22 protein-coding genes are annotated in these 20,846 nt (G+C 71.7%); 10 read left to right on the top strand and 12 right to left on the bottom strand.

Annotated elements, in window-relative coordinates; genetic code table 11:
* Positions 1-43 precede the first annotated feature (43 nt).
* The 5 genes from ACESM1_RS00105 to ACESM1_RS00125 all read right to left on the bottom strand — a co-directional run bounded on the left by ACESM1_RS00105 (position 44) and on the right by ACESM1_RS00125 (position 5,638).
* Positions 44-1,165 carry a malate/lactate/ureidoglycolate dehydrogenase gene (locus ACESM1_RS00105; RefSeq protein ID WP_372616706.1) on the bottom strand — a complete coding sequence of 374 codons (1,122 nt, stop codon included), beginning with the start codon at positions 1,163-1,165 and terminating at the stop codon, positions 44-46.
* A 35-nt stretch (positions 1,166-1,200) separates the two neighbouring features.
* Entirely contained in the window at positions 1,201-2,301 is a 1,101-nt protein-coding gene (locus tag ACESM1_RS00110; RefSeq protein ID WP_372616707.1) for an ABC transporter ATP-binding protein, read from the bottom strand.
* A gap of 3 nt (positions 2,302-2,304) precedes the next feature.
* Positions 2,305-3,210, bottom strand: coding sequence for a carbohydrate ABC transporter permease (locus tag ACESM1_RS00115; protein ID WP_372616708.1), 906 nt, complete (start codon positions 3,208-3,210; stop codon positions 2,305-2,307).
* Positions 3,207-4,043: a carbohydrate ABC transporter permease gene (locus tag ACESM1_RS00120; protein ID WP_372616709.1), complete on the bottom strand. Its 837-nt coding sequence runs from the start codon at positions 4,041-4,043 to the stop codon at positions 3,207-3,209. The genes ACESM1_RS00115 and ACESM1_RS00120 overlap by 4 nt, the downstream gene beginning before the upstream one ends.
* Before the next feature lie 233 nt (positions 4,044-4,276).
* Complete coding sequence (locus ACESM1_RS00125) at positions 4,277-5,638, bottom strand: ABC transporter substrate-binding protein (RefSeq protein ID WP_372616710.1); 1,362 nt, start codon at positions 5,636-5,638, stop codon at positions 4,277-4,279.
* Between the two features lie 204 nt (positions 5,639-5,842).
* Between ACESM1_RS00125 and ACESM1_RS00130 the strand changes: the two genes are divergently transcribed.
* The 4 genes from ACESM1_RS00130 (at position 5,843) to ACESM1_RS00145 (ending at position 9,461) form a co-directional block, all read left to right on the top strand.
* The gene (locus tag ACESM1_RS00130) at positions 5,843-6,484 is read left to right on the top strand and encodes a hypothetical protein (RefSeq protein WP_372616711.1); all 642 of its coding nucleotides are present in this window, start codon (positions 5,843-5,845) and stop codon (positions 6,482-6,484) included.
* Between the two features lie 135 nt (positions 6,485-6,619).
* Complete coding sequence (locus tag ACESM1_RS00135) at positions 6,620-7,741, top strand: NAD(P)/FAD-dependent oxidoreductase (RefSeq protein WP_372616712.1); 1,122 nt, start codon at positions 6,620-6,622, stop codon at positions 7,739-7,741.
* The gene (locus ACESM1_RS00140; RefSeq protein ID WP_372616713.1) at positions 7,738-8,718 is read left to right on the top strand and encodes a threonine/serine dehydratase; all 981 of its coding nucleotides are present in this window, start codon (positions 7,738-7,740) and stop codon (positions 8,716-8,718) included. Before ACESM1_RS00135 ends, ACESM1_RS00140 begins: the two co-directional genes overlap by 4 nt.
* A 116-nt stretch (positions 8,719-8,834) precedes the next feature.
* A complete protein-coding gene (locus ACESM1_RS00145; RefSeq protein ID WP_372616714.1) occupies positions 8,835-9,461 on the top strand; it encodes a hypothetical protein in 627 nt (208 codons plus the stop codon).
* Positions 9,462-9,487: 26 nt separating this feature from the next.
* On the opposite strand, the gene ACESM1_RS00150 is transcribed toward ACESM1_RS00145, so the two are convergent.
* From ACESM1_RS00150 to aceA, 4 genes are read right to left on the bottom strand one after another with little or no spacing between them, the layout of a single operon-like run.
* Entirely contained in the window at positions 9,488-10,141 is a 654-nt protein-coding gene (locus ACESM1_RS00150) for a hypothetical protein (RefSeq protein WP_372616715.1), read from the bottom strand.
* Between the two features lie 26 nt (positions 10,142-10,167).
* Positions 10,168-10,299, bottom strand: a complete 132-nt coding sequence (locus tag ACESM1_RS00155; RefSeq protein WP_372616716.1) for a hypothetical protein — start codon at positions 10,297-10,299, stop codon at positions 10,168-10,170.
* Between the two features lie 59 nt (positions 10,300-10,358).
* Complete coding sequence (locus ACESM1_RS00160) at positions 10,359-10,517, bottom strand: hypothetical protein (RefSeq protein WP_372616717.1); 159 nt, start codon at positions 10,515-10,517, stop codon at positions 10,359-10,361.
* Positions 10,518-10,558: 41 nt separating this feature from the next.
* The gene (gene aceA, locus ACESM1_RS00165) at positions 10,559-11,809 is read right to left on the bottom strand and encodes an isocitrate lyase (protein WP_372617301.1); all 1,251 of its coding nucleotides are present in this window, start codon (positions 11,807-11,809) and stop codon (positions 10,559-10,561) included.
* 213 nt (positions 11,810-12,022) lie between these two features.
* On the opposite strand from aceA, the gene ACESM1_RS00170 reads away from it, so the two are divergent.
* From ACESM1_RS00170 to motA, 5 genes are all read left to right on the top strand, one after another.
* A complete protein-coding gene (locus tag ACESM1_RS00170; protein ID WP_372616718.1) occupies positions 12,023-13,423 on the top strand; it encodes a short-chain fatty acyl-CoA regulator family protein in 1,401 nt (466 codons plus the stop codon).
* A 24-nt stretch (positions 13,424-13,447) separates the two neighbouring features.
* Positions 13,448-13,852 carry a VOC family protein gene (locus ACESM1_RS00175; protein ID WP_372616719.1) on the top strand — a complete coding sequence of 135 codons (405 nt, stop codon included), beginning with the start codon at positions 13,448-13,450 and terminating at the stop codon, positions 13,850-13,852.
* A gap of 112 nt (positions 13,853-13,964) precedes the next feature.
* On the top strand, positions 13,965-15,836 hold the full coding sequence (locus tag ACESM1_RS00180; protein WP_372616720.1) for a calcium-binding protein: 1,872 nt from the start codon (positions 13,965-13,967) through the stop codon (positions 15,834-15,836).
* Positions 15,837-15,906: 70 nt separating this feature from the next.
* Positions 15,907-16,971 (top strand): flagellar motor protein MotB, encoded by a 1,065-nt coding sequence (locus ACESM1_RS00185; protein WP_372616721.1) that lies wholly within the window; start codon positions 15,907-15,909, stop codon positions 16,969-16,971.
* Positions 16,968-17,834: a flagellar motor stator protein MotA gene (motA, locus tag ACESM1_RS00190; RefSeq protein WP_372616722.1), complete on the top strand. Its 867-nt coding sequence runs from the start codon at positions 16,968-16,970 to the stop codon at positions 17,832-17,834. The genes ACESM1_RS00185 and motA overlap by 4 nt, the downstream gene beginning before the upstream one ends.
* Here the strand turns inward: motA and ACESM1_RS00195 are convergent, their stop codons facing one another.
* On the bottom strand, positions 17,835-18,092 hold the full coding sequence (locus tag ACESM1_RS00195; RefSeq protein WP_372616723.1) for a DUF6522 family protein: 258 nt from the start codon (positions 18,090-18,092) through the stop codon (positions 17,835-17,837).
* An 80-nt stretch (positions 18,093-18,172) separates the two neighbouring features.
* Between ACESM1_RS00195 and ACESM1_RS00200 the strand changes: the two genes are divergently transcribed.
* Positions 18,173-18,628: a PaaI family thioesterase gene (locus ACESM1_RS00200; protein ID WP_372616724.1), complete on the top strand. Its 456-nt coding sequence runs from the start codon at positions 18,173-18,175 to the stop codon at positions 18,626-18,628.
* Between the two features lie 12 nt (positions 18,629-18,640).
* Here ACESM1_RS00200 and ACESM1_RS00205 read toward each other — a convergent pair whose 3' ends face one another.
* Entirely contained in the window at positions 18,641-19,849 is a 1,209-nt protein-coding gene (locus ACESM1_RS00205) for a hypothetical protein (protein ID WP_372616725.1), read from the bottom strand.
* Complete coding sequence (locus ACESM1_RS00210) at positions 19,846-20,826, bottom strand: hypothetical protein (protein ID WP_372616726.1); 981 nt, start codon at positions 20,824-20,826, stop codon at positions 19,846-19,848. The genes ACESM1_RS00205 and ACESM1_RS00210 overlap by 4 nt, the downstream gene beginning before the upstream one ends.
* Positions 20,827-20,846 lie beyond the last annotated feature (20 nt).

Below are 20,846 nucleotides of genomic sequence, written 5' to 3' on the forward strand. Positions count from 1 at the left end.
CTTCCGTTCCCATGCGCGCCTCCTCCCGCTTGCGCGCGCCGCCTCAGGCCGGCTCGTTCACCCCGAGCCGGCGCGCGACCTGCAGGATGCTCTCCCAGGTGTCGGGCTGCAGCGGCACGCCATTGGCGAGCCGGTCGGCGCGCGTCGCGGCTTCCTTGTCGCCGGGGGCGAGCACCGGCTCGTCCGGGTTGGCTGGCGCGCAGGCCAGCACCCAATCCACGTAGTCACGGCCGGTGGCGAAGAACTCGGCCTCGGTGCCGAAATGCCGCGGCGAGACGTAGAAGCTCAGCATGCCGTTGGCGATGCGCCCGCGCGCATCCACCGGGCCGGAGGTGCCGCCGCCGGTCAGCGCGCCGGCCAGCATCTCGCACATGAAGGCCAGGCCGGACCCCTTGTGCTCGCCGAAGGCGCGGATCGCGCCGCGCCCGTTGGCCGGGCTGCGCGGGCCGACCTGCGGGTACTCGCCATAGAGCGTGTGCGGATCGCCGGAGAGCGTGCCATCCGGCTCGATCAGCGCGTCCTTGGGCAGCGGCTTGCCGCCATTCGACGCCACCAGCACCTTGCCCTCCGCGACCAGCGAGGTGGCGAAGTCCAGCACCAGCGGGCGGCCGGGCAGCGGCACGCCGACGCTGAAGGGCGCGGTGGAGAAGCGCCGCTCCACGCCGCCGAAGGGCGCGACCAGCACGCTGCCGGCGACGTTGACGAAATGCACCGAGATCAGCCCGGCGCGGATCGCCGTCTCGGCATAGTCGCCGGCGCGGCCGATATGGCCGGCGTTGCGCAGGCCGACCACGGCGATGCCGTGCTGCTGCGCGCGGGCGATGCCGAGCTCGACCGCCTGCGGCGCCACCGTCTGGCCGAAGCCGAAATGCCCGTCGAGCAGCGCGAAGCAGCCACCATCCGTGACGATCTCGGCATCCTGGCCCTTCACCACGTAGCCAGCTTCCAGCCATTCCACGTAGCGCGGCACGCGGGCGACGCCGTGGCTGTCATGGCCCGCCAGGTTGGCGCCGAGCAGATGGGTGGAGATGCGTCCGGCCTCGGCGGGGTCGCAGCCGGCGGCGCGGAAGATGGCGGCGACGAAGGCGTCGAGCCTGCCGGCTTCGACCATCACGTAGTTCGGTGCCATGTCGGGGTCCGTGTGGGAGGCGATGGCCGGCAGCATCGGGCTGCCGGCCGTGCACGGCAAGATGGGCGGCGCTACAGCACCTTCCCGCTCTGCGGATCAATCACGTGCATATGGTTCAGGTCGGCGGCCACCTGCATCGGCTGGCCCGGATGGGCATCCGTGGTGGGGTCGATGCGGATGCACACCTCACTGCCCTGCAGCCATAGGTGCACCAGCGTCTCCATGCCCATCGGCTCGATCACCTCCGGCGTCAGCTCGAAGACGGAGATGTTGTCGCGGTCCAGGTTCTTCGGCTCGGTCAGGTGCTCGGGGCGGATGCCGAACAGCACCTCCTTCCCCGCCACGGCGGCGTAGCGGTTGGTGCGGTCCGCCGGCACCGGCAGCACGATGCCGTTCGGCAGGTTGAGGCGCAGCGCGCCGGAACCGTTCTCGACGCGCGCAGGGATGAAGTTCATCGCTGGCGAGCCGATGAAGCCGGCGACGAAGCGCGTGTTGGGGCGGTGGTAGAGTTCCTGCGGCGGGCCCACCTGCTCGATGATGCCGTGGTTCATCACCACCACGCGGTCGGCGAGCGTCATCGCCTCCACCTGGTCGTGGGTGACGTAGACGGTGGTGGTCTTGACCGTCTGGTGCACCTTCTTGATCTCGGTGCGCATCTGCACGCGCAGCTTGGCGTCGAGGTTGGAGAGCGGCTCGTCGAACAGGAAGACCTTGGGGTCGCGCACGATGGCGCGGCCCATCGCCACGCGCTGCCGCTGGCCGCCCGAGAGCGCCTTCGGCTTGCGGTCGAGCAGCGGCGTGATGTCGAGGATGCGGGCCGCGTTCTCCACCCGGCGCCGGATCTCGTCCTTCGGGAACTTCCGCAGCGTCAGGCCGAAGGCCATGTTGTCGTAGACGCTCATGTGCGGATAGAGCGCGTAGTTCTGGAACACCATGGCGATGTCGCGGTCGCGCGGCGGGATGTCGTTCACCACCGTGCCGCCGATCGCGATCTCGCCGGAGGTGATCTCCTCCAGCCCCGCGATCATGCGCAGCGTGGTGGACTTGCCGCAGCCCGAAGGGCCGACGAGGACGACGAATTCATGGTCCTCGATGTCGAGGTCGATGCCCTTCACCGCCTGCACGCCGCCTTCATAGGCCTTGACGATCTTGCGGATGGAAACCTGAGCCATGGATCAGCCTTTCGTCGCGCCGGCGGTCAGGCCGGCGATGTAGTAATCCATCAGGAACGCGTAGACGAGCAGCGGCGGCGCCGCGGCCATCAGGGCGCCGGCCATGATCTTGCCCCAGGCGAAGGTATCGCCGCGGATCAGGTCCGACACGATGCCCACCGTCAGCACCATCTGGTCGGAGCTGACGAGGAAGGCCATAGGGTAGAGGAACTGCGCCCAGGAGACGGTGAAGGCGAAGATCGTCGCCGCCAGGATGCCGGGCAGCGCCACCGGGATGAAGATCTTCCACAGCATCTGGAAGTGGTTCGCGCCATCGATCAGCGCCGCCTCGTCCAGCTCCTTCGGGATGGAACTGAAATAGCCGATCATGATCCAGGTGCAGAAGGGGACCGTCAGCGTCGGGTAGAGCAGGATCATGCCCAGCAGGTTGTTGTAGAGGCCCATGCCGCCGATGATCTGGAACAGCGGGATGAACAGCAGCGTCTCCGGCACCAGGTAGGTGAGGAAGACGCCGGTGGCGAGCGCCGTGCTGCCCCAGAAGCGCATGCGCGCCAGCGCGAAGGCCGCGAAGGTGCTGATCACCATCGTGATCGCCACCACGGTGAGGGTGACGATCACCGAGTTGCGGAAATGCAGCACGTAGTTGCCGTTCGTCAGCAGGTCCCGGTAGTTCTCCAGCGTCGGGCTGCGCACGATCCAGGGATTGCCCTCCAGGTCGGCGATCTCGGCGCTGCTCTTCAGGCTGGTGATCAGCATGTGGAAGGGCGGGAACAGGAAGAAGAACACGAACACCGCCAGCGCGATGTAGGCGCCGATCAGCGCCCAGCGCCGTTCCCGCTTGATGCTGCCGGCCTTGTGGTACATCGGCGCGCCGGCGGCCGTCCCGGTGGTGAGGCTTGCCCCGCTCATCCCGCCATCTCCTTCGAGCGGCGGGTCACGCCGCGCAGCACGAACACCGCGAAGACCGCGAGGATCGGGAACATGAACAGCGACACCGCGGCGCCGAGCGGCAGGTCACCGGACTGGATGCCCACCTGGAAGGCATAGGTGCCGAAGATGTGCGTCTTGTCCTGCGGGCCGCCGTTGGTGAGGATCCGCACGATGTCGAAATTGGCGAAGGTGACGATCAGGCTGAACAGCACGGTGATGGCGATGATGTTCTTCATCATCGGGATCGTCACATAGACCAGCTTCTGCCACGCGGACGCGCCATCGATCGCCGCTGCCTCGTAGAGCTGGTCGGGCACCGATTTCAGCGCGGCGAGGTACATGATCATGAAGAAGGGCGCACCGTACCAGACATTCACCAGGATGACCGAGAAGCGCGCCCAGCTCGGCTCGCCGAGCCAGGCCACCGGCGGGATGCCAATGGTGGCGACGGCCCAGTTGATCGCCGAGTAGGAGGGGTCGAACAGCCACCACCAGGCCAGCGTCGAGATCGCCGGCGGGATCACCCAGGGCACCAGCAGCATGCCGCGCCATTTGCGCTGGCCCTTGGCCGGTAGCGCGTGCAGCACATGGGCGAGGATGAAGCCGATCAGCGCCTTCGCGATCACCGCGCCGACGGCGAACAGCACGCTCTGCCAGATGACGCCCTGGAAGGTCTCTCGGCTGAGGAGGAAGGTGAAGTTCTCGAGGCCTATGAAGCGCGTCATGCGCTTGTTCAGCATCGAGAGATAGATCGCGTAGACGAACGGATACGCCACCAGCCCGCCGATCACCAGCAGCAGCGGCAGCGTCATGAGGAAGGCCAGGGTGGATCGTCGCCGCGCGATCTTGTGCAGCGTCCCTGTCCGGGGTGGGGCAACCGCGGCCGGTACTCCGGGCGCCGTTACGACATTTCCATCGGCCACCAAATTGCCTCCCTGGCCGTTTTTGATTCGTATCTTTCTTCGCGCCGCTCAGCGGGCAGGGGCACCCCCGCGGCCTGGGCTTTCGCCTGGGCCGCGGGGGGCCATCGCCGGGGCGGAGCGCGTCAGCCGCGCTTGAAGCCTTCGACCTCCTGATGCGCCCAGGCCAGCACGCGGTCCAGCGGCTCGTTGTTCTGGACCATGCGGGCGATCATCTTGGCCTGGATGCCCTGGTTGTACATCTGCACCGCGATCTCCGCCGGCGCCGGAGCATAGGCGATGGACGGCGTCGCATTGTGGTGGTTGCGCACCGGATAGTTGTAGACGACGCCATTGGGCGGCTGGACGGTCTTCCAGGCGTCGATGTCGTCGAACATGTTGGCGAAGGGCGGGATGTCGTAGCCGCTCGACGCCTGCACCAGCTTCTGCACCTGCTCGATCTGGCTGACATGCTCGAGCAGCGCCTTGCCGGCCGACTTGTTCCGGCTGAAGCTCCACATGCCGTAGAAATACGGCAGGTGCGGCACCGGATGGCCCTGCGGGCCCGACGGCGAGGGGAAGTGCCAGACGTTGCGCGCGACATCCGGCGCATCGCGGGCCGCCACCGCCCAGGCCGACGGCGGGTTGAAGATCAGCGCCGAGCGGCCGGAGATCAGCGCGCGGTTGTTGGTCGCGTCGTCGGCCGCGAACATCTCGTTCGGGATGTGCTGGAACAGGCGCTTGGCGTAGTCCATCACCTGCCGCACCTTGTCGTTGTTGCGGATGGTGAGATTCCCGTTGGCATCCACCAGATCCGCGCCGAAGCTGCGGAACATCGCGCCGATCCAGTCGGTGGCGTCGCTGAAGGTGCCGGCCGGCAGCGCGAAGGGGAAGCCGGCCTTGTTGCACTTCTCAGCCGCCGTCAGGAAGGTTTCCCAGGTCCATTGGTCGGCGCCCGGCCCGAGCCTGTTCTCGGCCGGGTACATCGCCTGCACGTCGATGCCGGCGTGCTGCTTCATCAGGTCGATGCGGGCGGCGGAGGGCTTGAACTGGCTGCCGACGGTCTGCGGCACGGCGTGCCACTTGCCGCCGATCTTGGCGAGGTACTCGGAGGCGTCGTTGACCTTGCCGTATTTCTGAATCAGCCGGCCCATCACGTCGTCCATCGGCTCCAGCAGGCGCTGCTGGTCGTGGACCATCCAGGTCGGGAAGGAGAGGATGTCGTGGCCCTGGCGCGCCTGCGCCTCGGCCGCGATGGTGATCAGGTTCTTGTTGCCGACCGAGGTGATGAAGTCGATCGTGACTTCCACGCGGTTCTGGCGGGCCCAATCGGCCACGATGGCGCGAAACGCGTCATTGGCCACCGCGCCAACCCAGTGGTCCCACACGCCAAGCGCCAGGCGGCCGCCCGATGTCTGTCCATGCACCATGGGCGCCGCGAGCGTCGATGCCGCGATGCCGCCAAGCCCGGCCTTCATCAGGCCACGCCGGTCAAAACCCTTCGCCATTCCGTTCCTCCTCACTGCGGCCAGCCGTTCTCGACCGTGCCTGTTGCGGCAAACAGCCTATGCGCGGCATTGCCCCGGCCGCAAGTGCCTTGGCGAACGCGAGCGCATAGGTGTGTTGAATATCCGTAATGGAACCGCGGGAGATCGACGGGAACCGACCGGGGGATGCGCCGTCAACTCCGCAAAGCCAGCGGGAGCGCCGCCATGCGCCACGTCATCACAGCCCTGTTCCACAGCGAGCAAGCCGCGAAGGCCGGCGCGGCCGCCTTGCGGGCACGCGGCGTGCCGGATCATCGCATCGCACTCCACCCGGAGCCGCCACAGGAGGTGGCGCGCGCCACCGAGAATGCGCCGGGCGGCGAGCCCGGGCTGCCGCACCTGCTGGATGCGCTCTTCCTTCCAGCCGAGGATCTCGCCGCCCACCGCGAGGCGATGCGCCGTGGCGGCTTCGTGCTGACCGCCGAGGTCGAGGCGGCGCAGGTGGAGGAGCTGCTGGAGGCGCTCGACGATGCGGGCGCGGCGGATCTCGACGAGCACGAGAGCAGCTGGCGGCGCGAGGGCTGGGCGCCGGCGGCGGCGGCCGGCGCGGTCGGCACCGGGCCGGGCGGTGGCACGCCGATGATGCCGGGCACCGGCGGGCTCGACGCCGAGGCGGCCAGGCAGCTCGGCACCGCGACGGGCGGCGGCGGCGAGGCGCCGCAGGATCCGCGCCGCGCCGCGACCCGGCGCGAGCCGGCGCTTGGCCGCGCCCGCTCCTATGTCATCGAGGCGCCGCTCGCGGAGGATCCGTCGCTGCCGGATGACGTCGCGGGCAAGGGCCCCGCCGCGGAGCGCGGCAAGGGCTGAGCTGCCCACCCCGACTGGCCGCGCCGCCCGCACGGCGGGACATTGACGACCACGCCCGCACGGCGGGACATTGACGACCACGCCCGCGCGGCGGGACATTGACGACCACGCCCGCGCGGCGGGACGATGCCGGGCATGGAAACCCAGGATTTCGACGCGATCGTCATCGGCGCCGGGATGGCCGGCGCCACGGCGGCGGCGCAACTCGCCTCGACCCACCGCGTCGCGCTGCTGGAGGCGGAGGAGAGCGCCGGCTACCACAGCACCGGCCGCTCCGCCGCGATCTGGATCCTCAACTACGGGCCGGGCGATGTGCGCCGCCTCACCGGCGCCTCGCGCGGCTTCTTCGAAGCACCGCCGCCCGGCTTCTCCGCCGCCCCGCTGCTCGCCCGCCGCCCGGTGGTCACGCTGGCCCCGGAGGAACAGCGGACGATGCTGGAGGCGATGCTCGCCGCCGGCGAGGGGCTGGAGCCGATCGGGGTGGCGGAGCTGGCCGCGATGGGCGTGCCGTTGCGGCCCGGCTATGCCGTCGCCGCGGCGATCGAGCGCGATGCCTTCGACATCGACGTCGCCGCCCTGCACCAGGGTTTTCTCCAGTCCCTGCGCCGCCATGGCGGCGTGCTGGCGCTGCGCAACCGCGCCGGGCGGATCGAGCGGCGCAACGGAAGGTGGGAAGCCGAGACCAGCGGCGGCGCCGTCTTCGCCGCGCCGGTGATCGTGAACGCGGCCGGCGCCTGGGGGGACGAGGTGGCGCGCATCGCCGGCGTCGCGCCGATCGGGCTGCAACCGAAGCGGCGCACCGCGCTGATCGTCGACCCCGGCGCGCATGACTGCACGCACTGGCCGCTGCTGGGCGATGCCGGCCACTCCTGGTATGTGCGGCCGGAGGCACGGCGGAAGCTGATGGTCTCGCCGGCCGACGAGACCGACATGCCGCCGCATGACGTGCAGCCGGACGAGATGGATGTCGCGATCGCGGTGGATCGCATGCAGCAGGCGCTCGACATTCCCGTCCATCGCGTGGAGCACCGCTGGGCCGGGCTGCGCAGCTTCACGCCGGACCGTTCGCTGGCGATCGGGCGGGATGTCGATGCGGCGGGCTTCTTCTGGATGATCGGCCAGGGCGGCTACGGCATCCAGACCGCGCCCGCCGCCGGCGCACTGCTCGCCGCGCTGGTCCGCGGCGAGGATCCCGGAGCGCTGGCGCCGGTCGTGCCGATGGTGGACCCCAACCGCTTCCGAGGACCAGGCCAATGAGTGGATCACTGCCGACGCATGCCGATGTCCGCGACGCTGCGCGGCGAATCGCCCCGCACGTCATCCGGACGCCGATGCTGCGCCATGCGCTGCTCGACCAGCTCACCGGCGGGACCATCCTGGTGAAGCCGGAGCCGCTGCAGCGCACCGGCAGCTTCAAGCTGCGCGGCGCGACCAACGCCGCGCTGAAGCTCGATGCGGCGCAGCGCAGGGCCGGTGTGGTGACGCATTCCTCCGGCAACCACGGCCAGGCGACCGCCTGCGCCGCGGCGATGCTGGACATGCCGGCGCTGATCGCCATGCCGATGGACGCGCCCGCCATCAAGGTGGAGAGCACGAAGCGCTGGGGCGCCGAGATCACCTTCTTCGACCGCAGGACCACCGACCGCGAGACGCTGGCGCAGACGCTCGCCGAGCAGCGCGGTGGCATCGTGCTGCCGCCCTTCGACCATCCCGACGTGATCGCCGGCCAGGGCACGCTGGCGCTCGAGCTGTTCGAGGATGCCAGGGCGGCGGGGCTGACGCTGGACGCGCTGGCGGTCTGCACCGGCGGCGGCGGGCTGATCGCCGGCTGCGCGCTGGCGGCGGAGGGCGCATCGCCGGCCACGCGGGTCTGGGCGGTGGAGCCGGAAGGCTGGGACGACACGAAACGCAGCCTGGAAGCCGGCGCGCGCGTCGCCAATGACGGGCAGGGCTCGATGCTGTGCGATGCGCTGCTCTCGATGCGCCCGGGAGCCTTGACCTTCGCGGTAAACCAGCCGCGGCTGGCCGGCGGCGTGGCGGTGACGCGCGCGGAGATCTTCCGCGCCATGCGCTTCGCCTTCGAGCACCTGAAGGTGGTCGCCGAGCCGGGCGGCGCCGTCGCGCTGGCCGCCGTGCTGGCGGGCAAGGTGGAGACGAAGGGCAGGACGGTCGGCGTGGTGATCAGCGGCGGCAACGTGGACCCGGCCGTCTTCGCGGAGGCGCTGGCGGCCTGATCCCACACCCCGCCTGACCGGGACGTGATCGGCCGCCGGGCACCGCGCGGCGCGCCGGGCGTATCGGACCAGGCGCAGCGGCATCCGGTCCGCGCGACCATGCGGAGGGTTCGCGGATGGGACGGCGCGGGTGGCTGGCTGCCCTGTGTCTCGTCTGGCTGGTACTGCCGGCGGCGGCCGAAGCGCGTGATCGCCTCTGGCACGCGACGCTCTATCTGGGGCAGTGGGTCTCGCCGTCGGAGTTCACGCGCAGCATCGGCGCCGGCGATGACGCGCTGGGCGATGGCTACTTCGCCTCCGTCCTCGCCAGCCGCGTGCTGGTGCGGGAGTTGCGGACGGACCTGCCGGTGCTCGGCCCACTCATCGATGGCGGCTCGATCGAGCTGGAAGGGCAGTTCGGCCAGCATTTCGGATTGCAGCGCCATGCCGAGGCGAGCCTCGCCCTGCTGTGGCGCTCGCGCGAACTGCGGCTGCCGTTCTCGGCGATGCAGCTGAATCTCGCCGTCGCGGAGGGCCTCTCCTACGCGCTGTCGCGGCCGACCTACGAGGGGGTCGTGAATGAGCGATCACCGCAAAAGTTCCTCAACTACCTGGCCTTCGAGGCGGAGTTCTCTCATCCCGACTGGCCGGGCGTGTCGCTGGTGCCGCGGCTGCACCACCGCTCCGGCATCTTCGGGTTGATCGCGCCGCAGGGCAGCGGCTCGGACTTCCTCGGCATCGGCGTCCGGGTGAGGCTGCAATAGGGCGCCGGCCGCCTCGGCGGCGCGGTTCAGCGCCCGCTGCGGTCCGGCGTCACCGCGGGCGCCGGCACCGGCACGCCGGGCGCGATCTCGCGCGTGATGGCGTTGAGGTCCTCCAGCTGCTCCCGGCGCACTTCCGGCGGGGCGGCGACACCGGCCTCTCGCATCTGCTCGAGGATCTGCTGGCGCTGCGTCTGGCCGCCGGGCTGGCCCGGCCCGCCGAGTGGCACGCGCTCCGTGCCGACCGCACCGCCGCCCGATGCCTGCCCGCCGCTGCCGGTCGCGCCGGAGCGCGAGCCGGATTGGCCCTCTGCGCCCGCCGCGCCGGATCCCGAGCCGCTTGCGCCCGCCTGCGAACCGTCTGCGCGGCCCCCGGACTGGCTGCCGCCCCCCGACCCGCCGCTGCCGAGCAGCGGCGTGTTGGGCTGCAAGACGCCGGGAATGCCGGCCGCTCCGGTGGTGCTGCCAGCGCCCGCGCGCGTGCCGCCCTGCGTCGCGCCGCCAGTTGCGCCGCCGCTGGTGGCCGCGCTGCCGGAAGCGCCCGAGCCGGAGCCGCCACCGCTTCCGCCGCCGGACGAGCCCCCGCCCCCGCCCCCGCCTCCCTGGCCGAAAGCGGGCGGACCGGCGAGCAGGCCGAGACACGACGCCAGGGCCAAGAGCCGGGTCAGGCGGGGGCTGGACATGGCGGCCGCTCCTTCATGATGCGGCCTCAACGCCCCGGTCGGCTCATGGATCGCGCGACGGGGCGGAAAGGTGTGTGCCCGCGCAGCCGGAGCAGCACGATCTCCGTCACCGCGGCGGCGACGAGCAGCCCGCGCTGGCTCGGGGCCGTGCCGGGCATGGCGAAGCCCCACCCGGGCCGGCCCGGGCGGCGCCCCATGCCGGAACGGCCCGCGCGGCTCAACGCGCCGCGCCGCGCGTCTGCTGCGGCTCGGCCGGTTCGCGCCCGCGCGTCGCGCGATCGTCCTTCGCCGGGCGCAGCAGCTCGCCGACCGAGGGCGGCGGCTCGGTGGCCCAGCGATGGGCGTGCACCAGGCCGTCGTCGTGATCGTGGTCCATGACGTGCTCCTTTCCGTTGTTGCTGGACGTTCCCAAGGGGATCAGTGCGCGCGCTCGAACTGCGCCGCCTCGGTGGACGTGGCGAGCGCCGTGGTGCTCGCGGTGCCGCCGCTGGCGGCAGTCGCGACCGCATCGAAATAGCCGACGCCGACCTCGCGCTGGTGGCGGATCGCGGTGAAGCCGTTCTGCTCCTCGGCGAATTCGGCCTGCTGCAATTCGGAATAGGCGCCCATGCCGCGCTCGGCGTAGCCGCGCGCCAGCTTGAACATGGACAGGTTCAGGCTGTGGAAGCCGGCCAGCGTGACGAACTGGAACTTGTAGCCCATGGCGCCAAGCTCGCGCTGGAAGCGCGAAGCGGCCTCGACACCCATCTTGCGCTGCCAGTTGAAGCTGGGGGAGCAGTTGTAGGCGAGCATCTTGCCGGGGAACTGCTTGTGGATCGCCTCGGCGAAGTCGCGGGCGTCCTGCAGGTCGGGATCGCTCGTCTCCCACCACAGCAGGTCGGCATAGGGCGCATAGGCCAGGCTGCGCGCGATGGCGTACTGTTTGCCCATGCCGGGGCGGATGCGGTGGAAGCCTTCCGGCGTGCGCTCGCCGCCGATGAAGGGGTGGTCGCGCTCGTCCACGTCGCTGGTGAGCAGCTGCGCGGATTCCGCATCGGTGCGGCAGAGCAGCACGGTGGGCACGCCCTCCACATCGGCCGCCAGGCGCGCGGCGTTCAGCGTGCGGATGTGCTGGGTGATCGGCACCAGCACCTTGCCGCCGAGATGGCCGCACTTCTTCTCGCTGGCGAGCTGGTCCTCGAAATGCACGCCGGCGGCGCCGGCCTCGATCATCGCGCGCATCAGCTCGTAGGCGTTCAGCGCTCCGCCGAAGCCGGCCTCGGCATCGGCGATGACCGGCGCCATGTAGTGCGTGGTGTCGCCCTTCCCTTCCTGCACCGCGATCTGGTCGCAGCGGCGCAGCGCGTTGTTGATGCGGCGCACCACGGTCGGCACCGAATCCACGGGGTAGAGCGACTGGTCGGGGTACATCTGGCAGCCGCTATTGGCATCCGCGGCGACCTGCCAGCCGGAGAGGTAGATCGCCTTCAGCCCCGCCTTCACCTGCTGCACCGCCTGCATGCCGGTCAGCGCGCCGAGCGTGTTCACGAAGGGCTCGGCCTGCAGCAGCTGCCACAGCCGCCGCGCGCCCATGTCTGCCAGCGTGTGCTGCACCCGGAAGCTGCCGGCGAGGCGGGCGACATCGGCGGGCGTGTAGTCGCGCCGGATGCCGTCGAAGCGGCCGGGCATCGGCGCGCCGCCGCCGAAGCCGGCACCGTCGGGGGCGAAGGTCGGGGTGGTCGAAGGACGGGTCATCGGAACTCCTGTTGCCGCGCTTCCTCATCCGCGGCGCTCGTCAATAATTCACATTGCGCTGCCGAAGTTCAGCAGGAATCCTGGGCGCGGGGCGGCAAGGTTGTGGGATCCTTCACGCACGCCCCGCCGATTTTGTAAGGATTTCACATGTCGCGCCCGTTGATCGGCCGCACGATCCGCCGCCTGCGCATGGAGCGCGGCCTCACCCAGCAAGCGCTGGCGGCGCGGCTCGGCATCTCGGCCAGCTACCTGAACCTGATCGAGCACGACCAGCGCGCGGTCACCGCCAGCCTGCTGATCAAGCTCGGCGAGACGCTGGCGGTGGATCTTGCGGCGCTGTCCGGCTCGCGCGAGCGGCAGATGGAATCGGGGCTGCGCGAGGTGCTCTCCGACCCGCTGCTCGGCCTGGACCAGATCCCGGAGCAGGAGGTGGCGACGCTCGCCGCCTCCGCCCCCAATGCGGCGCGCGCGATGCTGGCGCTCTACCGCGCCTGGCGCGTGGCGCGGGAGGATGCCGCCGGCATCGCACTGCCGACCGGGCGGCGCCTGCTGCTGCCGACCGAGGAGACGCGCGACTTCTTCCACGACCACGCCAACCACTTTCCCGCGCTGGAATCCGTCGCCGAGCGCATCGGCGCCGAGTTGCGCGCCGCGCCCGCAGAGATGAACCACGCCATCGCCGAGCGGCTGCGCAGGACCCATGGCGTGACCGTCGCGGTCGGGCCGCTGGAGGGCGCGCTGCGCCGCTACGATCCGCAGCTGCGCCGCCTCGATCTATCGGAATCGCTGCCGCGCGAAAGCCGCGGCTTCCAGATGGCGTTCCAGTTGATGCTGCTGGAAGCGCGCGAGGCCGTGGAGGCGGCGGTCGCACCGGCCGAGCCCTCCACGCCGGAAGCCGCGGCGCTGATCCGGCTCGGGCTGCTCAACTACGCGGCCGGCGCGCTGCTGCTGCCCTATGCGGCCTTCCTCGCCGCCGCGCGCGAGCTGCGCCACGAGGTGGAGGCGCTGGCCGCGCGCTTCGGTGTTTCCTTCGAGCAGGCGGCGCACCGCCTTTCCACGCTGCAGCGCGACGGCGCGCGCGGGGTGCCGTTCTTCTTCCTGCGGGTGGACCCGGCGGGCAACGTGGACAAGCGGTTCAGCGCTGCCGGCTTTCCCTTCGCGCGCTTCGGCGGGTCCTGCCCGAAATGGATCGTCCACCGCGCCTTCGCCCATCCCGGCGGGACGCAGGTGCAGTTGGCGCAGCTGCCGGATGGCGCCACCTTCCTCACCTTTGCGCGCGCCATCGTCGCGCCGACCACGCGCTGGGGCGAGCCGGCGCCGGTGCAAGTGGTCGCGATGGGCTGCGACATCGGCCGCGCCGGGGAGATCGCCTATGCCGATGGCCTCGACCTCGCCCGCGCCGCCGTGGGCATCGGCCTGTCCTGTCGGCTCTGCGAGCGGCCGGATTGCCGGTCGCGTGCCTTCCCTCCGCTCGAACATCGGTTGAAGCTGGACCCGAACGAGGACAGCGCGGCGCCATGGCGCTTCGAGGCGGCACCGCCACGCTGATCCGCCGACGCAGGAGGACAGGCCATGCCACCGCCCTACACGAGCATCTCGCTCGACCATGTCGTGATCCGGGTCGAGGACATGGAGCGGATGCTCGGCTTCTACCGCGACGTGCTGGGCTGCGAGGTGGCGCACCGGCAGGACGCGCTCGGCCTGGTGCATCTGCGCGCCGGTGCGGCGCTGATCGACCTGGTGTGGATCGGCGGCAGGCTCGGCCGGGGCGGCGCGGCGCCGGACCATGAGCGGCCGAACCTCGACCATCTCTGCATCGCCGTCTCGCCCTGGGACGAGGCGGCGCTGCGCGCGCATCTCGCCGCCCATGGCGTCGAGGTCGAGCCCGCCGCCACGCGCTACGGCGCCGGCGGCCAGGCGCTGTCGGTCTATCTGCGCGACCCGGAGGGGAACGGGGTGGAGATCCGCGCGGCCTGACATCGCGAAATGCGCCGCGCAACCGGCGCGAAGCGGTCGTGCAACATGCGACGTCGAATCGAAACGCCCGGGCACGAAAAGGCGGCTCCCACGCAACCGGAGACGCCGCATCATGGCCACGCTGACGATCCACAACTCCTTCCCCGGGCTCACCCTGCCGCTCTCCGCCTGGCCAGGGCTCGACCGGCTGGAGGGAGGGACGCCCACCGGCGCCGAGTTCATCATCCTCGACGGCCCGCTGGCCGGCGGGCGCGTCGTGATCGGCGGGCGGAACTTCACCTATGACGGGGAGGAGCTGCCGGCCACCGGCGCGATCACCTCCCTCACCATCCTCGCGCCCGACCTCTCGCCGGTGGCGACGCTGGACGGCTTCAGCCGCGCCTCGTCCATCCTGCGCGCGGCGGAGGATCTGCGGCCGCTGCTGCTGAACGGGCACGACGTGCTGACCGGCGGCGCCGGCGCGGACAACATCCAGGGCTTCAACGGCAACGATCTCATCTCCGGCGGTGGCGGCCATGACCGGCTGGAGGGCCAGGGCGGCCATGATACGCTCGAAGGCGGCAGCGGGCGCGACGTGCTGCTGGGCGGCGCCGGCAATGACGAGCTGATCGGCGGCGGCAGCCGCGACGTGATCCGCGCCGGCGCGGGCGACGACCGCATCGTCCTCGCCAGTCAGCTCGATATCGAGCCGGGCGAATTGATCGACGGCGGCGCCGGCGACGACACGCTGGTGCTGCGGCACGCCGGTACCGCCGCCTCGGACCTCGGCAGTGCGCAGGTCTCCGGCATCGAGGCGATCCGCTTCGAGCGAGCCACCTCGCTGCTGCTCAAGGCTACGCAACTGCTGCCGATCGAGCGGATCGAGCTGGACTGGGACGCGCTGGCCGAGCCCTGGGGCGCGCAGCTCGTGCTCGACGGCAGCGGCACCTTCACCCTGGCCGGCTTCGACATCCTCGGCGCGCCGGAGCTGTCGCTGGCATACCGCGTCACCGGCTACGGCGACAGCTTCATCTATGGCCGAGACCTCGCCTCCGGCCACGCCGACGACCACGTGACCTCCTTCGGCGGCTTCGAGTGGATGTGGCTCGGCGAGGGCAACGACGTCGTCCATGCCGGCGGCAGCACCGATCGGCTGTACGGGGAGGAAGGCGACGACACGCTGCATGGAGAGGACGGCGTGGACTTCCTGTCCGGCGGCGAAGGCGATGACCTGCTCAGCGGCGGCGCCGAGTTCGACAAGCTGTTCGGCGGCGATGGCACCGACACGCTGGAGGGCGGCGAGGGCAATGACGAGCTCTACGGCAACGAGGGCGCCGACAGCCTGTCCGGCGGGAACGGTGCCGACACGCTGGATGGCGGCAGCGGTGCCGATACGCTGGAAGGCGGTGCGGGCAACGACCTCTACCAGGTGGACTCCGACGGCGACCTGCTGATCGAGATCGCCGATGGTGGCGTGGACCTGGTGATGGCCTCCACCAGCTTCACGCTCGGCGCCGGTCTCGAGAACCTGACGCTGACCGGGCTCGCCACGACCGGCACGGGCAACGGCCTGGCGAACGTGATCGTCGGCGGCTTTGGCGCGGATACGCTGGAGGGGGCGGGCGGCGCGGATACGCTGAACGGCGGCTCCGGCACCGACGAGCTCTGGGGCGGCAGCGGCGCCGACCGCTTCGCCTTCAGCTCGCACCTCCACAGCGGGACCGCGGCCGGCACCCGCGACATCATCCGCGACTTCAACCGCGCGGCGGGCGACCGGGTGGACCTGTCCGGCATGGATGCGAACACGAGCGATGGCGACAACGACGCCTTCACCTCCTTCGCCGCCTGGAACCCGCTGGAGAATGTCGGGGCCGGCAGCCTCCGCTGGTACGCCAGCGGGACGGGCGTGATCGTGCAGGGACATGTGGACGGCAATGCCGGCGCCGATTTCGCCATCGAGCTCGCCGGCCTGGCCAGCGTAGTGGCGGCCGACTTCATCTTCTGACACCTCCGTTTGCCGCCGCTTAACCGGCTGCCCCCATACCCTGCGGCGGGCAGCCGCATTCACGGACGGGATGGCAAAGGGTCGCAACGCCGGGACGACGATCGTCCTGAAGAAGGTCGAGGAAGGCGGCGACGGGCACCATGGCGGGGCCTGGAAGGTCGCCTATGCCGACTTCGTCACGGCGATGATGGCGTTCTTCCTGCTGATGTGGCTGCTGAACGCCACCACGGAGGAACAGCGCAAGGGCATCGCCGACTATTTCGCGCCGACCAACGTGATGGGCCGCAACCAGACCGGCTCCGGCGAGCCGTTCGGCGGCCGCACGCCGCACAGCTCCGAACAGATGACGCAGGATGCCGGCGCGGTCACGGTGCAGCGCGGCGCGCTGCCGGTGTTGCCGGATGTCGAGGTGGAGGATGACAGCAACGTCCCCGCCCGCCCGGTGCCGCTGCGCGCCGGGCCGGATGGCGAGGATGAGGAGGCGGAGCCGCGGCGCGTGCGCACCGCGCGACCGGACGCGCCGCCAGGGGAAGAGGATCCGCGGGAGGCGACGGACCCGCGCCGCCTCTCCGATGCCGAGCTCCGCGCCGAGCACGAGCGGCGCGAACGCGCCGCCTTCGAGCGCGCCGCCGAGGAGATCAGGCGCGTGGTCGCCGAGGATCCGGCGCTGGCCGATCTCGGCCGCCAGCTGCTGATCGAGCAGACGAGGGAAGGCCTGCGCATCCAGCTTCTCGATGCCGAAGGCGTGCCGATGTTCGCGCTTGGCGGCGCCACGCCGAATGAACGCGCGCGGGCGCTGATCGCGCGCGTCGCGCAGGTGGCGAACCGGCTCTCCAACCCTGTCGCCATCACCGGGCACACCGATGCCACGCCGTTCCGCGGCGGCGTGGAGCGGTCCAACTGGGATCTTTCGGCCGAGCGCGCCAATGCCACGCGCCGCCTGCTGGCCGAAGCGGGCCTGCCGGAATCCCGCATCCAGAGCGTCGCCGGTTATGCGGAGCGCCAGCCGCTGCTGCCCGAGGATCCGAACGCCGCGGCGAACCGCCGCGTCGCCATCACCCTGCTGCGCGAGCCGCCGCCCGCCACGACGCAGGAAGCCGGCGCCGGGCCGCGTGCGGGAGTCGCCACGCCATGATGACGATCGGCGGCTTCGTCTTCCTGCTGGTGATGGTGTTCGGCGGCTACCTGATCGCCGGCGGCAAGTTCGGCATCATCTTCTCCACTCTCGCCTTCGAATTCATGATGATCGGCGGCGCGGCGGTGGGTGCCTTCGTGATGTCGAACAGCATGCACGACATCAAGCACACGATGGGCGGCTTCGGGAAGATCATGAAGGGCGGCAGGTACCACAAGTCGGACTATGTGGAGATCCTGTCGCTGCTCTACTGGTTCGTCCGGCTGGCGCAGCAGAAGGGCGCAATGGCGCTCGAGGTGCATATCGAGCGCCCGCAGGAAAGCCCGGCCTTCCAGAAGTTCCCCAAGATCGCCGCCGACCACCACGCCGTCACGCTGATCTGCGACTACCTGCGCATGATCGGCATGAACGCCGACGACCCGCACCAGATCGAGGACGTGATGGCGCGGGAGCTGAAGAAGGTGAAGGAGGAGGAGATGCACCCCTCCCACGCTTTGCAGAGCATTGCCGATGCGCTGCCCGCGCTCGGCATCGTCGCCGCCGTACTCGGCGTGATCAAGACGATGGGCTCGATCGACCAGCCGCCGGCGGTGCTGGGCAAGATGATCGGCGGCGCGCTGGTCGGCACCTTCCTCGGCGTGCTGCTGGCCTATGGCCTGATGGGACCGCTGGCGACGCGGCTGAAGGGCGTGGTGGAGGAGGAGGCCAAGTACCTCGAGGTCATCCGCGCCGTGCTGGTCGCGCATCTGCACGGCAACGCGCCGCAGGTGGCGGTGGAGACCGGCCGCAAGATGGCGCCCACCCATTCGATGCCGAGCTTCCAGGAACTGGAGGAGAGCCTGCAGAACCTGCAGATCGGCTGATCACGCCGGGCGGATCACCCGCCCCGTCGCCGCCTCCACCACCAGCACGCGGCTGGTGGCGCGGCGGCGGAGCGTCAGGCGCAGGGTTCCGGCATCCTCGCCCTCGCCGCGCTCGACCACCGAATACACCACGCCGGCGCGCAGATCGGCGAGGAAGTCGTCGAGCGGGACGCCGAGCAGCCGCGCCGCCTGCTCGGCCGGCAGCGCCACGTCGCCCGCCGCATCCAGCTCCACCCGCTCCGGCCAGGTCTCCGCCATGTCGCGCCCCTCATCCTGCCGCCGGCAGATGCTGCGGCGGCGGCTTGACCGCAAGGCGCCAGGACGGCAGGGGGCGGGCCATGACCGACACACCATCCCCCGCGACGCTCGACCCGTACCCCGCACCGTTCCACGAGCTGCTCGGCATCGAGCTGCTGGAATGGCGCGACGGCTTCGCGCGCATCGGCTGCGCGGTCGGGCCGCGGCACACCAACCGGTCGGGCATCGTGCATGGCGGCGTGATGCTCTCGCTGATCGACCAGGGCGCGGCCTATGCGGGGCTGTGGTGCAGCGTGCCGGGCAATGTCCGCCGCGCCGTGACGCTCGACCTGGATTGCCGCTTCACCGGCCAGGTGGCCGCCGGGGGCAGGCTGGTGGCGGAGGGCAAGGTGGTCACGCGCGGGCGCAACATCTTCTTCTGCCGCACCGAGGTGTTCGACGCCGAGGGCAAGCTGGTCGCCTTCGGCGCCTCCACCCATCGCTGGCGCGCCGGCAGCGAGGGCGTGGAGGGTCAGAAGCCCGACGCCGGCGAATAGCGGGGCGGCGGCCTACCGGCCGAGCAGCGGCAAGGCGGCTTCCGGCCCGGCCAGGATCTCCGCCAGCCGCGCCACCTCCACCCGGCCGAGCCCGCCGGGGGCGGCAGCCAGGGCGCGCAGGCGCGGCATCGCCGCGGCCACCGCCGGGGCGCAGTCGCCGGCCTCACCGAGGCCGCGGCCGGCCGTGGCCAGCCGGCGCAGCTCGCGCGCCGTGGCTTCCAGCGCCGCCACCGCGGCATCGCTGGCGCGCGGCGTGGCGGCGAGCCGCTCGGCCGGCTCCAGCACCGTCTCGCGCAGCGCCTGCGCGAAGCGCGCCTGGCAGGCCTCGGCGCCCTCGCTGCGAAGCCGGGCGACGAGCCGCCGGCGGGCCTCGCGATTGGCCGGCGTCTCCGCCGCCTCGGCATCGGCCAGCCGCCGTTGCAGCCCCGCCGCGGCCTCGACCAGGTGCAGCATGTCGGCCTCGCGGAGGGCGACGCCGTGCTCGACCAGGTCGGCCTCCAGCGCCCGCTCGGCCAGCGGCGCGACGGCGGGGCTGAGCGCGGCGGCCACCGCGGCGACGCGGGCCGGTGCCTCGGCATGGTGCATCAGCAGCGCCATTGCGGCCGCCAGCGCCGCCGGGCCTTCCTTCGCGAGCGGGGTGAGGGTGGCGCGCAGCAGCGCCTCCGGCGGCCCCCCGGCGCCGGCCATCCGGGCATCCCAGAGCGCCGCGCCGTGCCGCCACAGCGCGCCGGCCAGGGCGAGGATCGGGGCGGCCGCCTCAGCAGGCAGCCCCGCCTCCCGCCAGCCGGGCAGGGGCGCGGCCAGTTCCACCGCGCCCGCCATCCTCCACAGCCGGGCGCCGAGCTGGCCGACCAGCGCGGTGTTGGCCACGGTATGGCCGCAGCCGCGCATCTCGACCTCCTCCGCCAGCTCGCCGAGCTGGCGCTGCACGGCGGCGGCCAGCGGCGTTATGGCGCTACGCGGGATCTCCTCCGCGGCGCGCGTCCAGGCGTTCGGCGCCACCAGCGCGCCTTCCAGCGGCATCGCCAGCAGGCGGGGGAAGCGCAGCGGCCGGGCCGGGCGCAGCCAGCGCAGCCGGCCGCGCACCGGCTCCAGCAGCTCGTCCACGGTCTTGCGGTCGAGCAGGCTGTCGAGCATGCCGACGATCCGCCCCAGCTTGGCATCCGGCGCGCCGGCCAGCGCCGCGCGCACCGCCCGTGCATCCGCGCCCAACATGTTCATGCCGCCACCGCCCGCATTGCTTCCAGCCGCGCCACCATCTCCACCCGCGCCTCGCCGCCCCGCAGCGCGCGCGGCGCCAGGCGGGCACGGCCGCGCAGGATCGCGTCCCAGCCGCCGGCCGAGGACCACCATTCCTCCGCCTCGAAGGGCGCGACCGGCAGAGCGAGCAGGACCTCGCGCAGCAGCGCGGCAAGGCTGCCCGGCGCCAGCCGCGCGAGCGCGGCCGGCCGCCACCAGCCGTCCAGCAGCCAATCCGGCCGAGCCGCGAGCAGCACGACCCGCGCGACCGCGGCGGGGTCGGAGGGCGTGGCCTGCAAGGGCTCGACCGCTTGGCGCAGCGCGGCGAGGCTGGCGCGTGCCGCGGCCAGCGCCAGCTGCGCCGCCGAGGCGACCAGCCGCGCTGTCTCGCGATCGGTGGGTTCGCTGGCGGCCAGCGCCTGGGCGGTCGCCGCCTCGGCGAAGGCGGAGAGCGCGTCGAGCCGGGCCGCGACGGGCGTGCTCGGCCCGCCATCCGGGCCGGTTTCGGCCAGCGCCTCGGCGAGCGCCTCGGCCGGCGAGGTGGCGGCCGCGAATCGGGCCTCCAGCCCGGCGCGCAGGGTCGCCTGCGCCTGTCGCGCGGCCAGCGCCGCCGCCTGCGCGGCGCGGCCGGCGAGGCCCTGGGCAGCGACCTCGCGCGCCGCCGCGCGGATCGTGGCCGGCGTCAGCACCGGCAGGGAGGCGAGGCGCGGCCACAGCGCGCGGTCGTGCAGCGTGGGCGAGAGGCCGAGGCAGGAGTCCCAGCCCAGCACATAGCTGCCGCGGCCGCCGAGCGGCGGCAGCACCAGTTCCGGCGCCTTGCCGGGCAGCCGGCGCAGCCGGGCCGCGGCGAGCATCGGCGTGGTGAAGGGCACCGCCACCCCGCATTCGGCGAAGCTGCGCGCCCGCTCCGGCAGGGTCGCCACGAAGACGTCAAGCTGCTGGAGGTCGGGCGTGGCCATGTTGCCGCCAGGATCGGCGG

Origin of the sequence: Falsiroseomonas sp. (assembly GCF_041690465.1) — a bacterium.
Taxonomy (GTDB): Bacteria; Pseudomonadota; Alphaproteobacteria; order Acetobacterales; family Acetobacteraceae; genus Falsiroseomonas.